Source organism: Yoonia sp. MH D7 (assembly GCF_054439475.1).
This window is the reverse complement of record NZ_JBTJCF010000001.1, coordinates 96,663-109,806: the sequence shown is the minus strand read 5'-3', so window position 1 is coordinate 109,806 and position 13,144 is coordinate 96,663. Positions and strand designations below refer to the sequence as shown.

General features: G+C 54.0%; 9 protein-coding genes and 3 pseudogenes. 9 read left to right on the top strand and 3 right to left on the bottom strand.

Annotation, left to right across the window (positions count from 1 at the left end; all coding sequences use genetic code 11):
• The 8 genes from ACXLHR_RS00510 (at window position 1) to ACXLHR_RS00475 (ending at window position 8,455) form a co-directional block, all read left to right on the top strand.
• On the top strand, window positions 1-1,551 hold the full coding sequence (locus ACXLHR_RS00510) for an indolepyruvate oxidoreductase subunit beta family protein (RefSeq protein WP_458789601.1): 1,551 nt from the start codon (window positions 1-3) through the stop codon (window positions 1,549-1,551).
• A gap of 5 nt (window positions 1,552-1,556) precedes the next feature.
• On the top strand, window positions 1,557-3,104 hold the full coding sequence (locus ACXLHR_RS00505) for a phytoene desaturase family protein (RefSeq protein WP_458789600.1): 1,548 nt from the start codon (window positions 1,557-1,559) through the stop codon (window positions 3,102-3,104).
• Between the two features lie 149 nt (window positions 3,105-3,253).
• On the top strand, window positions 3,254-4,792 hold the full coding sequence (locus ACXLHR_RS00500; protein WP_458789599.1) for an ABC transporter substrate-binding protein: 1,539 nt from the start codon (window positions 3,254-3,256) through the stop codon (window positions 4,790-4,792).
• Between the two features lie 74 nt (window positions 4,793-4,866).
• A complete protein-coding gene (locus ACXLHR_RS00495) occupies window positions 4,867-5,874 on the top strand; it encodes an ABC transporter permease (RefSeq protein ID WP_458789598.1) in 1,008 nt (335 codons plus the stop codon).
• Window positions 5,875-5,947: 73 nt separating this feature from the next.
• Window positions 5,948-6,343, top strand: a complete 396-nt coding sequence (locus tag ACXLHR_RS00490) for an ABC transporter permease (protein ID WP_458792436.1) — start codon at window positions 5,948-5,950, stop codon at window positions 6,341-6,343.
• Window positions 6,250-6,729: an ABC transporter permease gene (locus ACXLHR_RS00485; protein WP_458789597.1), complete on the top strand. Its 480-nt coding sequence runs from the start codon at window positions 6,250-6,252 to the stop codon at window positions 6,727-6,729. The genes ACXLHR_RS00490 and ACXLHR_RS00485 overlap by 94 nt, the downstream gene beginning before the upstream one ends.
• Complete coding sequence (locus ACXLHR_RS00480; protein WP_458789596.1) at window positions 6,726-7,625, top strand: ABC transporter ATP-binding protein; 900 nt, start codon at window positions 6,726-6,728, stop codon at window positions 7,623-7,625. Before ACXLHR_RS00485 ends, ACXLHR_RS00480 begins: the two co-directional genes overlap by 4 nt.
• Window positions 7,622-8,455 (top strand): ABC transporter ATP-binding protein, encoded by an 834-nt coding sequence (locus ACXLHR_RS00475; RefSeq protein WP_458789595.1) that lies wholly within the window; start codon window positions 7,622-7,624, stop codon window positions 8,453-8,455. Before ACXLHR_RS00480 ends, ACXLHR_RS00475 begins: the two co-directional genes overlap by 4 nt.
• A 720-nt stretch (window positions 8,456-9,175) precedes the next feature.
• Here ACXLHR_RS00475 and ACXLHR_RS00470 read toward each other — a convergent pair.
• The 3 genes and pseudogenes from ACXLHR_RS00470 to ACXLHR_RS00460 all read right to left on the bottom strand — a co-directional run.
• Window positions 9,176-9,360, bottom strand: a pseudogene (locus tag ACXLHR_RS00470) (IS3 family transposase); the annotation flags it as partial.
• Window positions 9,361-9,376: 16 nt separating this feature from the next.
• Window positions 9,377-10,429, bottom strand: a complete 1,053-nt coding sequence (locus ACXLHR_RS00465; RefSeq protein ID WP_458789594.1) for an IS110 family RNA-guided transposase — start codon at window positions 10,427-10,429, stop codon at window positions 9,377-9,379.
• Between the two features lie 194 nt (window positions 10,430-10,623).
• A pseudogene (locus tag ACXLHR_RS00460) lies at window positions 10,624-11,648 on the bottom strand (IS3 family transposase); the annotation flags it as partial.
• A 313-nt stretch (window positions 11,649-11,961) separates the two neighbouring features.
• On the opposite strand from ACXLHR_RS00460, the pseudogene ACXLHR_RS00455 reads away from it, so the two are divergent.
• Window positions 11,962-13,115 (top strand): annotated as a pseudogene (locus tag ACXLHR_RS00455) (IS3 family transposase).
• Window positions 13,116-13,144: the final 29 nt, after the last annotated feature.

The window sequence follows — 13,144 nt, the reverse complement described above, 5'->3', positions numbered from 1 at the left end:
ATGAACATTCAAAATAAACCGATTGTCGCCCGTCGTTCCCCCGGTTCCACTGGCGAAAAAATCATCACGCTGGCGGCTTTGGCCGTTGGGGGTCAGGGTGGTGGCGTCCTTACAAATTGGATCGTGGCCGTCGCCGAAGCCAGCGGTTACCGCGCACAATCCACTTCCGTCGCGGGCGTCGCACAGCGCACAGGTGCAACGATCTACTATATCGAAATGTGCCGCGATACAGGGCGCATGCCCGTGTTTTCGCTCTCGCCATCGATCGGCGACGTCGACATTTTGATGGCATCAGAATTGATGGAAGGCGGCCGTGCAATCATGCGGGGATTTGTAACCCCCGGTCGCACGACGTTGATCACATCCACCCACCGGATCGCTGCGGTTTCGGAAAAAATCGCACCGGGTGACGGCCGTGTCGATGGCGCCGACGTCATTGAAGCCATGGGCATTGCGGCGGATCACGTCGTGGCCTTCGACATGGAAACTGTGGCCAAGCGAGCAGGATCGGTGATCTCGTCATCACTTTTGGGCGCATTGGCGGGATCGGGCGCATTGCCGTTTGAGCGTTCCAGTTACGAAGAGGTAATCCGCGCGTCTGGCCGAGGCGTCGAGGCGTCCTTGCGTGCGTTCGGCGACGCTTATGACATCGCCAAGGGCGACAAACCCGCACCGGAACCAGAGGTCGCCGCGGCCCTACCCGTTGCCGTTTTGAATGTGCCAAACTCCCTCAAGAAGGCTTGGGGCTCACTCGAAAAGCGCCTGCTGGCTTTGCCAGGCGAGATCCAAGTGATGACTGGGCTTGGCATTAAAAAAGTCGTCGATTTCCAAGATATCCGCTATGGCCATCAGTATCTTGATATGGTCGAGAAAGTTGCCGCACTTGATGCGAGCCCTTTCGATATGAGTAACAATGCCGCCAAATATTGCGCGCGCGCTCTGGTTTATGATGATCTATTGCGGGTTGCCGATATTAAAACGCGCGCCTCCAGATTTGAGCGCGTAAAGGACGAGGTCATCGTCAAGGACGATCAAGTGCTACACCTCACCGAATATTTTCACCCGCGTTATGAGGAGTTTACCACAACCCTTCCACGCGCTCTTGGTCGGTTTATGCAACGCCGTAAAGGTATCGACGCCTTTTATTTCAAGCACTTTGACAAGGGCCGACGTATTCGCACCGACAGCTTGTTTGGCTATCTGTCCCTTTGGTTTGTGTCCTCTCTGCGCCCGATCCGCCGGAGCCTTTTGCGCCACGACAGCGAAATGGCGCATATGAACATGTGGTTCGCCACCGTTCTAAATATTGCCGAAACGGACACCGCGCTTGCGAGCGAAACCCTTGCCAATTACCGGCTCATCAAAGGCTATTCGGATACACATGTTCGCGGCATGTCCAAATTTGCCCGCGTTATGAGCGCGGTTGACCTGCTCAACGGACGCGCGGATGCCGCAGATTGGATGCGCCGTCTACGGACTGCGGCGCTTGATGATGTCGAGGGCGACAAACTCGACGGCGCGCTCGAAACCGTCAAAAGCTTTGCGAGGTAAGTGATATGCCTGCACCCATTGTTATCATCGGCGCGGGCATCAACGCGCTCGTCGCCGCTGCGGACCTCGCAGCGCGCGGGAAATCCGTGCACATCTTTGAGCGCGGCCCCACTCCGGGCGGCGCGGTTCGCACGGAAGAACTCACCGTGCCAGGTTTTCGCCACGACGTCGCGGCGATGAACCTGTCGATGTTTGCGGGTTCTGCGTTCATGTCCAAACATGGCGCGGAACTTGCTAAACACGGCGTCGAATTCGTGCCCATCACCCGCCCCTTCGCACAAGCCTTGGCGCCGGGTGACCATTTAGGCGTGACAACGGATGTCGACGAAACGCTTTCGACCTTTCACTCTGACGCAGATAAAGAGACATGGCGCAATTTGATGGAAGCTTTCCCTCAGCGGGCCAGTGTTGTGGGTGGCCTGCTAGGCACCCCCATGCGGCCAGGTCCGTTGCTAAAGTTTTTCTGGAAAACATGGCGTGTGCTGGGCACCGCGAAAAGCCTTGAGATTGCGCAGTTTTTGCTGACCTCGCCTCGTGCTTGGCTTGAAGAAAACTTCACCGATCCGCGCCTGCACACGGCCTTGTCCACATGGGGTATGCACCTCGATTTTGCGCCCGATATCGCTGGCGGCGCAATCTTTCCCTACCTCGAAGCCATGGGCGGTCAGGCCATGGGAATGGTGATCGGCAAAGGCGGCGCCGATACTGTCACCCGCGCGCTGGTTTCAATGATCGAGAGCCATGGTGGCACGATCACCTGCAATGCCGAAGTCGACGAGATTTTGCACAAAGATGGCGTTGTCACGGGTGTGCGTATTAACGGAAAAGAAATAGAAGCTTCAACTATACTGGCCGGACTTGCCCCGAAACACTTGCTTCGTTTGATCGGCGAAGACTCTGGAAATACCCGCTTTAACAATGGACTTAAAAAGTTCAAACATGCGCCAGGGACGATGATGATTCACCTCGCGCTGAATGGTCCCGTCCCATGGCAAGCCGACGCTCTCAGGGCATTTGCCTATGTGCACATCGGGCGCACAATGGAGACGGCTTCCTTCGCATATGCGCAGGCATCGGCAGGCCTTCTTCCTGAAACTCCCTTACTTGTCGTCGGACAACCCACAGCCTTTGACACCAGTCGTGCGCCCGAAGGGAAACACGTTCTTTGGGTGCAGGTACGCATGGTTCCCTCCGACATAAAAGGCGATTCTGCGGGCCAAATATCAGCAAAATACTGGGATAAAGCGAAAATACCAATGGCGGAACGGGCGCTCGACTTGATCGAGGAGCAAGCTCCCGGCTTTCGCAAAACCATCTTGGCGCAATCCGTTGCGTCCCCACTTGATCTGGAAAAAGAGAACCCTAACCTTGTTGGTGGAGATCAAATCTGCGGCTCTCATCACCTCAACCAAAACTTCCTTTTCCGTCCCGTGCGTGGTTTTGCTGATGGACGCACACCGCTGAACGGGTTGTTCATGATCGGAGCCTCATGTTGGCCCGGTGCAGGAACCGGCGCAGGATCGGGCACTTTTGTGTCTCAAATGATTAAATAGCCTCGGAAACCAGAAAATTGAGCCGTTTGCGAAATATTACTTTAATTATAAAATTTTTAGGCTCAAACTAATATCCAAGAATAAGTAAACGCCTAAAATCGGACCAAGAGCCCTACAAAGGGCCCTTATCAACCAACGGGAGTTAAAAAATGATGAAAAAAACACACCTTACAAGACGTGGCTTTGTGGGCGCGTCTACCGCGCTCGCCGCATTATTAGCCACGAACGTACCAGTCTTTGCCCAAGACGCCGACACCTTGACAATCGCCTATAATACCTCCGTTCAAAGCTGGGACCCAACCACCGGTCCAGCCGCCGTAAACCCCGCGCTGCAATCCGTGTATCTTGCGGTTTTCGACCGTTACATCAACCAAGCGCCGGACCTTTCGTTCGGGCCTGGCCTTTTGACGGACTGGGGCTTTAACGACGACAAGACCAAAGTGACTATGACCGTCCGCGAAGGTGTCAAATGGCACAATGGTGACGACCTGACGCCAGAAGATGTGGTTTGGTCCCTCACGCGCGCAGCAAATCCACAAACCGGCAACCCCATGCAATTTGTTTGGTCCAAGATCGGGAATTTCACGGTTGAGGGCAACACAGTCACCGCCGATGTGTTTGAATTTGAACCCGCACTTTTCAAATGGATGGCCTTCTTGACGGCCTTTATCCTACCGAAAGATTATTACGAAGAAGTTGGCTCTGAAGGATTTGAACAAGCCCCCATTGGGTCGGGGCCTTATATGGTCGACGCATTCGAGCCAGGTGCCTATGTACGCCTAAAAGCGTTTGAAGACTATTGGGGCGGTGCGCCAGAATTCAAATCCGTAACGATCAAATTCGTAACTGATGCGGCCTCGCGCGTGGCGGAAATAGAGTCGGGCAATGCCGATATCACAACCAACATTCCATATGAAGAATATGACCGCCTGATCGCCAAAGACGGCCTCTCTGGCAAGGCGATACCGATCACCGATATCGGCATGATTTTTCTCAACGATATTGACGTCATGACGGATAAGAACGTGCGTCTTGCGGCCCACCACGCGATCAATAAACAACTTCTCATCGACCGTCTTTTGCACGGCTATGGTGTCCCGCTTTCGACACTCGAAGCCCCCGGTTATGCGGCCTATGACGACAGCATCGAAGTTGCTTATGACCCAGAAAAATCGATCGAGCTTTTGGCGGCATCAGGGTACTCCACTGACAATCCAGTGAAGTTCACAATCCAGACCACGCGCGGCTTTAAGCCCAAAGACTACGAAATGATCCAAGCCATCGTTGGCATGTGGCGCAAAGTGGGGATTGAGGCCGAAATCGAAGTCTACGAGATCGCAAAACACTATGAATTGCGCGCGACAGACACGCTCGCTCCCGCGGCCTTCTACAATTGGGGCAACTCGATTGGCGACCCGTCCACATCCACAGGCTTCTCGATGTTTGGCCCTTCCCCCCACGCGGTTTGGGATACACCAGATCTCGTTGAAAAAATCGGTCCACTATTTGTCGAAGCTGACGAAGAAAAACGGATCGCGGGCTACAAAGCCGTGTCGCGTTACATCGCCGAAGAGGGCTACGTCATTCCGCTTTTGCAATATGTGACACCGATTGTTTTCAACTCGAACATTGATGTTGAACCTTTCGCGTCTGGCGATCTTCTGCCGCAAGCCGTGAGCAAAAACTAATCATACTTGCCCATCAATGATACCTCGGACCGCAATACATACGCGGTCCGAAACCTTATCCTAATGAGGCTTCTATGCTTTTGAAAACCATTCTTATCCGGCTGCTCAGCACCATGGTCACACTATTCGGCGTGGCCGTTGTTGTGTTCGTTCTGGTGCGCGTCGCACCCGGAAACCCGATTTCGATGATGCTACCGCCGGGGGCGACGGATCAAGACATCGCAAATCTGACGGCGCTGTATGGCTTTGACAAAAGCTTGCCTGAACAATTTTTTATCTGGATGGGGGGGGTGCTGCATGGTGACTTTGGCACCTCAATTACCCTGCGCCAACCGGTCGCAGGCCTCGTCCTTGGACGGCTGCCCGCCACGTTGGAACTCTCGGTGATGGCGCTTTTGATTGCGGTGTTCCTTGGCGGCTTGATCGCAACTATCGGCGCGCGCAAACGGGGAACCGGCGTTGAAACCGGTCTTGATTTGGCCAGCGGCGCGGTCCTGTCGATCCCTGATTTTCTGTGGGGTTTGATATTTGTTCTCCTGTTCGGCGTTCTCTGGCCTGTGCTGTCCATTTCGGGGCGGGTTGATCCACGGATCGACATAGATTTCACTACAAATTTCTACCTGATCGAGGGCTTACTGCGTGGCCGCTTTGATGTGGTCGGATCCACTCTTTCGCACATGTTGATGCCCGCCACGTCCTTGGCGCTTCCGTTGGCCGCGATGATCGCCCTGCTCCTGAAACAAAACCTCAAGGAAATCCTGCTTCAGGATTACACAACCCTTGCCCGCGTCCGTGGTTTTAGCGAAACCTCGGTGATCATGCGCGAGGCTCTTCGCAATGCTGCGCTGCCAACAATTGCGCTGATCGGGGTGCAGTTTACCTTTCTCATTGGCGGTACTGTGATCGTCGAGCGCCTCTTTGCCTACGAAGGCCTTGGCAACATGGCCATTGATGCCGTGATCAATCGCGACCTCCCATTGGTACAGGGCATTGTGCTTTTATTTGCGGCCCTTTTCACCGTGATCAACCTGTTGGTCGATCTCTCTTACACTCTTTTAAATCCGAGGTTCCGGCATGGCTGATGTCACGACACCAACCGTCCGCGCGTATCGAGCGGATGTAAATTTACGGCTGTGGTTGCCGCTGACGTGGATCATGATTGTTGTGATCGCCGCGCTTTTTGCACCGCTGATTGCACCTCATGACCCCCTCTCTCAAGACCTCATGCTCGAACGTCTTCCCCCCTTTTTCATGGAGGGCGCCGAGGCTGGTCATTGGCTGGGTACAGATAGCCTTGGGCGTGATGTTCTCTCGCGGATCATTTACGGCGCGCGCATCGCTCTTTTCGTCAGCGTCGTCGCGGCAACAACAACCTGTATTTTTGGCTCCACTTTGGGCCTGATCGCAGGATATTATGGCGGCTGGCCGGATCGCATCATTTCACGGCTTGTGGACATTTGGATGGCCTTTCCCCCGTACTTTTTGCGGTGCTTCTGGTGGCCGTCATCGGCACTGGTCTTGGTTCCGTCATTGCGGCCATCGCCCTTATAGACTGGACACGTTTCGCCCGTGTTATTCGCGCCGAAACCATGGTGCAGGCCCAGATGGATTACGTCGACAGCGCACGGATCGGCGGCGCACGTCGGGCTGCGACCTTGTTTAGTGAAATCCTACCCAATGTCCTGCCTTCCATTATTGCGCTTCTGATGCTGGAAATGGGAATTGCAGTGATCGTCGAGGCCATCCTGAGCTTCGTCAATCTTTCGATCTCGTCAGATGACCCGACTTGGGGCAGCATGATCGCCGAGGGCCGTGGCTCTATTCATTTCGCGTGGTGGGTTCTGCTGTTTCCGCTTATCACCCTTTTCTTGTCCGTCCTGAGTTTCTCGACCCTCGGAGAAGGCCTCAAACAACAATTTGATCCGGTGCTCCAATGACCACACCCTCCCCTCACGCCAAAACTCTGGACATCATCAAGCTCAATATCGCCCTCCCCAGCGGCCGACGCCTGTTGCGTGACGTCTCTCTCGACCTAAAGCCTGGCGAAGTGCGCGCATTGGTCGGCGAAAGCGGCGCGGGCAAGTCGATGATAGGCAAAGCCGTACTTGGAATTCTGCCCAATAAGGTTCAAGTGACCGAGGGCGAAATCCTGCTGGAGGGCGCACATTTAAATGCCATGTCCGCCAAAACGCGCCGGCAAACCGTAGCAAAAATGTCGGCGCTGATACCCCAAGATCCCCTCACAGCCCTCAACCCTGTGCGCAAAATCGGCCCACAAATCACCGACACATTGACCCGCATTCATGGCTGGAGCACCGACCGCGCCTTGGCGCGAGCCCGTGAGCTTTTGGACCGTGTACATATTCAAGCGCCCGAACGCGTGATGGCTAGCTATCCGCATGAATTATCCGGTGGGATGCGGCAGCGGGTTTTGATTGCGGCGGCTTTTGCGCCTTCGCCGCGTTTGATTGTGGCGGATGAGCCGACAACCGCGCTTGACGTCACTGTGCAAAAACAAATCCTCAAACTAATCCGCGAGCTGCAACACGAAACAGGAACCGCTGTCCTGTTTGTGACCCACGACATGGGCGTCGTCGCCAAAATCAGCCAGAAAGTGACCGTTCTGTTTGCTGGCCGCGTGATGGAGGATGCGGTGACGCGCGACATTTTTGAAAACCCAAGCCATGCCTATACAAAAGCCTTGATCGAGGCGACGCCCACGACCAAATCAACCGCGAAATCCTTTTCCCCTGTGCCTGCGGAATTGATCGCTCAACTTCATAGCGACATTGCCCAGATCGACGCCGCTTACGCCAAGGGAGATCGGACATGACCCAAACGCAAAACACCGCTTTGCTTTCTATTCACAACCTCTGTTTGTCCTTTCCAGACCGCGCCCATAAACCGCTTCTCGGTCCGGCTCCGCGCATTGAGGTGCTCAAAAACCTAGACCTTGATATTGCAAAGGGAAAGATCACCGGAATCGTCGGGGAATCCGGATCTGGAAAATCCACTTTGGGTCGGATATTTGTTCGTCTTCTGCAGCCTGACTCTGGGCAAGTTATCTTTGACGGTATAGACATCAGCACGTTAGACGAAGTAGCGTTGCGCCCTTTGCGTCGCGACCTTCAGATGATTTTTCAAGACCCGATGTCTTCGCTCAATCCACGCCACAAGGTTTGGCGCATTATTGCCCAGCCGATGAAGCGATATGGCCGAGGCGGCACACGCGCCGATGCCTTGGCGGCGCTTAAAAAGGTTGGACTCACGCCAGACTTTGGCGATCGCTACCCGCATGAGCTGTCCGGCGGTCAGCGCCAGCGGGTGGGTATTGCGCGCGCCATCGCGCTTGAGCCGCGCTTCATCTTGGCCGACGAAATCGTCTCGGGTCTGGATGTATCGAGCCAAGCCCAAATCCTTACACTCTTGCGCGATTTGGCAAGGGACATGGACCTCACTGTCGCGTTTATTAGTCACGACCTCTCGGTTATTCGTTACTTATGCGACGACGTAATCGTGTTGAATCATGGTGTTATCGTGGATAAAGGTCCCGTTGATAAAGTGTTCGTATCCCCAAAATCTGCAATTACAAAAACACTTCTGGCCGCAATCCCACTCCCCGAAATTGATGAGGATTGGTGGGAAAGCACCGCAGAGCTTTAACGGAAAAAGCGAATATTGCGGAAATCAAGGCTTGCTTCACTTCAAGTGATTGCCGCGACCTAGCGCAGAAGTCTAGTATTGCCCGATCCTACCTTGCCGACAATCGCCTTAATCGTGGCGGTTTTCACAGTCATAAAGACCGGAGCCACCACGCGTTTTCCATCATAAAACTTGGTGATCCGGACTATCTCGATCGTGTTTTATGCTCCAGTATGGGGCCGGCCAACGCGACGAGGAGGCAGGACGGCACAGAACCGCGATGCTCTCCTCACCGCGCAGACCCGCCAAAACAATGCGGATTTTTCTCTCCGTTGAATAGGCCTAGCGGTCTTGCGCCGGTTGCTCCTGATCTATCGTCTAATCGAAAAGATGAACCAGAAACTCTCCCTTATTCAAATTATCAAATCTACCCTACGGGTGCTGACGCCTTTAATTTATCATTCCCGCACCTAGCGACGTTTCGGAGCGATTAGGTGTCAGCACCAAGTCACTTTACACGTGGAAGGGCCAGTTTTCGCAACCGCGCAAGCAGATCATCGAGACCGCCGACTAAGCTGAAGAGATTAGGCGCTTAAAGAAGGAACTCGCCCGGGTTTCCGATGAGCGTGACATACTAAAAAACGATGAGACCAATTTCCGCCATTGGCCGAGTACAATGGTCGTCTACGTAATTCGCTAGGGATGGAGCTGTCGCGCTTTCGTGCCGCCCCAAGTGCTCGTTTAAGCCACCTTGCGTTCGAAGGCGACCGGGCTTTTCCAACCCAATGCTGAGTGGCGGCGTCGCGGATTGTAGAACCCGTTGATGTATTCGAAGATGGCATCTCAGCCTTTCTGCGGGTTTCCCATGTATCGCGCCAGATCAATTCCGCTTTGATGGTTTTGAAGAACGTTTCGACAACCGCATTGAAGCTCCTATATTCGTCAAGTTGCGATTTGATCTGTTTTCGATACACAGAGCTGGCTGTAGATTTCGCGGACGATGTAGCGTTTCAGGCATCGAATTATCTCGCTTTTGCTCTTCCCGTCTTTCGTGCGTTTCTTGACATATGCAAGTTTCGGTTGGTGGCTTCGCATTCTAACGATAGCAACACGATTGAGTGCTGCGTTGGCCTGTCGATTGCCGCCTCTGTTTAACCGGAAGCGGTGTGTTTTGCCGCTGGAAGCTGGGATTGGGCAAACACCGCAGAGCTTTGCCAATGCTGCTTCCGAACGGATGCGCGTTGGGTCGTCGCCAACGAGGATTAGCATCTCTGCGATTGTCAGTGTTGCTATCCCATGAGATGCCATCAGGTCTGGTGCGCGTTCGGTGACAAGGCGTTCCAGTTCCTTGTCGTGGGCAATAATTTCTTCATGCAGCCACAGCCACCGGCGCGCCAATGCCCGCATGGCGGCTTTTGCTGAGGCCAATGGCGTGTCGATATCGCCAGGCCGAAAGGCCGCAATATGCCGGATCAACGCGACTTTCCCTCGAATTGGATCCAGTGCCTCCCGAAGATCAGCAGGTGCATTAATGATCAACGTCTTCAGCGTTACCATCGCCTGTGAGCGTGATTTAACGCCAGTATCGCGTGCAATCTTCAAATGTCTGATCATTTCGGATGACCCTGTTTGTGTCTTGGGTCGCGCTGTTGCCTGCCCAGAAAGAACGGATCGTGCAGCGCCCTCTGCGTCCAAACTGTCTGTTTTACCTTGCGTGTATCGCAGCTGTCGGTTTGGTCGTGTGACCTCAATGACATTGTGGCCTTGAGCCAACAAAGACCGGGATAGGCCCGCACCATACGAACCAGTCCCTTCGATTCCGAATGCTAGAACGTCCCCAAAAGACTGCGACCAGCGTTCCAGCTCCAAATACCCTTTGGGATTGGTGGGTATAGATAATGCGGCCAAACGGGTGCCTTGCGTATCGATTGCGACGGCAACATGTGTTGCTTTGTGTGTGTCGATGCCAATAATGATTGGATGTGTAGTCTTCATGATGCCCTCATTGCTAAGAATGCCCAGGCACCGATCCGAGGGGACAGGACTGTGATGGTACGCTGACCGTCAGGCTCCTATAAAGTCACATCTCGCCCGTTGCCGGGGCGACTTGACGGTCGACACGTCAACGCAATGACACGCAGTCAATCGTAGCATGGGTCAGGCCATCAAGCCGCAATACCATACTCACAGTCATAGCAATTTCCCTTTCCACTCATGGACACTTTGAAGCCGTGCTGTCTCAGGATTTTTTGATAGTCGTGCGAACAGTATTGCGACCCGCGATCCGTGTGATGGATGCAGCCCTTTGGCGGCGCTCGGAAGGCGATGGCCATGTTCAATGCCCGGATCGCCAGGTCCCGCTTCATCCTGTTGCTCACCGCCCAACCGATCACGCGCCTTGAATGCAGGTCCAGTATTACAGCGAGATACAGCCATCCTTCGCGCGTCCGGATATACGTGATGTCACCGGCCCATTTCTGGTTTGGTTGATCAGCCGTGAAGTTACGATCCAGCAGGTTTGGCGCAATGTTGAACTTATGATTGCTGTCCCCCTCTCGGCAGATTGCTTTGCAATCGCCTGCCGGGCAGTGGTTATCGCCTTGTGTTTGCGCGTTCTAACAACGGCAATGCCGTTCTGGCGCATTAAACGCCCTACGCAACGGTGGCCGACATTCAGGCCGATCTCCTTCAGCTCCTCTGTCATTCGTGGACGTCCGTAACTGCCCAGACTGAGACGCGACTGTTCCTTAATATGGGCCAGCGTGACAAGATCGGATCGTTGGCGGCGGCTGGCAGGGCAACTACGGAACGCACGCAAACCGCGTGGACTCACATCCATCACGCGACACATGCGTCCGATAGAAAATGCAAATCGGTGTTCTTCGATAAACTTAAACCTCACGGCTTTTGGCTTGCAAAGATCCCTCTCGGGACATTGCTGCGCAATACCCTGCGGTCGGCGCACCGTGGCCTTTTTTAAGATTTACCGCTCCTCCTTGAGAATACGGTTCTCGCGCCGGAGGCGGTCATTCTCTTGAGCCAGTCCCAAATCTTCTTTCGACACCACCTCTTTGTCTCGATGTGCCGTGATCCATTTGTTCAGCGTCGACATCCCGACGCTAAGATCGCCAGCCACTTGCTTGCGTGTCAGCCCACTGGTCAGCGCGATGCGCACCGCATCTTGGCGGAATTCGTCCGTCCGTTTCAGTCCCATAGTCAATCTCCTTTATTGCAGTAAATGCTATCAAAGGAGCGGCATCAAACCGCGACAGGTCCAGTCCTTTTTGGCCCCGAAATGTGCAGATAAGCTTGGGATTACTAATGCTCTAGAACTGTGAGCCCAAATAGGTCAATGTCAGTTAGGCCAGATGAATACGATGCCACGAGAGGAAATATTTTACGTATGATATCTATCATTATTCCAACATATAACCGCCCCCTGCTTTTAGGCCGAGCCGTTCAATCTGAGGTGCCCCTAGATTTGTAGACGCTTTGCTTGGTAATTTTGGAACCAAGGAGAGACGGATATGACCAAAGGAATACGGTTTACAGACGAGTTCAAACAGGACGCTGTGGCGCAGGTTGTTGAGCGTGGATATGCGGTCAGCGAAGTCGCCGAGCGGCTAGGGATAAGCACCAAGTCGCTGTACACTTGGAAGGCGCAATTTGCGAAGTCGCCATGTCAGATCGGAGGTTGCGGAGCAGGCTGCTGAGATCAGACGGTTGAAGCGAGAGCTGGCCCGCGTCACCGAGGAACGCACAATCTTAAAAAAGGCGACCGCGTACTTCGCGCGAGAGTCTCAGTGAGGTACGCGTTTATTGAGGGTCATCGTGCGGAGTTTTCGGTGCGGTCGATGTGTCGTGTGCTGGCTGTGCATTTCAGCGGGTTCTATGCATGGCTTAAAGAACCGTTAAGCGTACGCGCGCTTGAAGATGCGCGGCAGACAGAGCTGATCCACCAAGCATGGACAGATAGCGGGAAGGTCTATGGCTATCGGAAGCTGGCCGATGATCTACGTGATGCTGGCGAGACCTGCTCCGAGAACCGTGTGGCACGATTGGCTAGCCTTGCGGGCATCACAGCACAGATCGGTACAAGCGTCGGCCTAGTCGCTATGGCGGCAAACCTGCTGTTGTCGCTGACAACACGCTGGACAGACAGTTTGAGGTTGCGGCACCTGACGCGGTTTGGGTGACCGACATTACCTACATCAGAACCCATGAAGGCTGGTCATATCTCGCTGTGGTCATCGATCTGTTTTCACGACGTGTCGTTGGTTGGTCGATGCAATCTCGCATGACAACTGACCTGGCCTTGCAAGCCTTGTTGGCTGCTGTTTGGCGGCGCAAACCAAAGCAAAAAGTCATGATCCATTCAGACCAAGGTTCACAGTTCACTGGCAAAGAGTGGCAGTCGTTCCTTAGCAAACACAATCTGGTTGCCAGCATGAGCAGACGTGGGAATTGTCATGACAACGCGGTCGCAGAAAGCTTCTTCCAGCTTTTGAAGCGGGAGCGCATTAGGCGGCGAACATACCTCACACGCGACGCCGCAAGGCAGGATGTGTTCGATTACATCGAGATGTTCTACAACCCTACACGCAAGCACACGAACAACGGCATGCTGTCACCGGTTGACTATGAAATGAAACAGCAGAAAATGAACGAGGCAGGCGTCTAGGAAGTTAGGGGCACCTCAATCTGCACTTA

Coding starts and splice junctions, on each gene's coding strand:
- ACXLHR_RS00510 (WP_458789601.1), top strand. CDS start 1: ATGAACATTCAAAATAAACCGATTGTCGCCCGTCGTTCCCCCGGTTCC.
- ACXLHR_RS00505 (WP_458789600.1), top strand. CDS start 1,557: ATGCCTGCACCCATTGTTATCATCGGCGCGGGCATCAACGCGCTCGTC.
- ACXLHR_RS00500 (WP_458789599.1), top strand. CDS start 3,254: ATGATGAAAAAAACACACCTTACAAGACGTGGCTTTGTGGGCGCGTCT.
- ACXLHR_RS00495 (WP_458789598.1), top strand. CDS start 4,867: ATGCTTTTGAAAACCATTCTTATCCGGCTGCTCAGCACCATGGTCACA.
- ACXLHR_RS00490 (WP_458792436.1), top strand. CDS start 5,948: ATGATTGTTGTGATCGCCGCGCTTTTTGCACCGCTGATTGCACCTCAT.
- ACXLHR_RS00480 (WP_458789596.1), top strand. CDS start 6,726: ATGACCACACCCTCCCCTCACGCCAAAACTCTGGACATCATCAAGCTC.
- ACXLHR_RS00475 (WP_458789595.1), top strand. CDS start 7,622: ATGACCCAAACGCAAAACACCGCTTTGCTTTCTATTCACAACCTCTGT.
- ACXLHR_RS00465 (WP_458789594.1), bottom strand. CDS start 10,429: ATGAAGACTACACATCCAATCATTATTGGCATCGACACACACAAAGCA.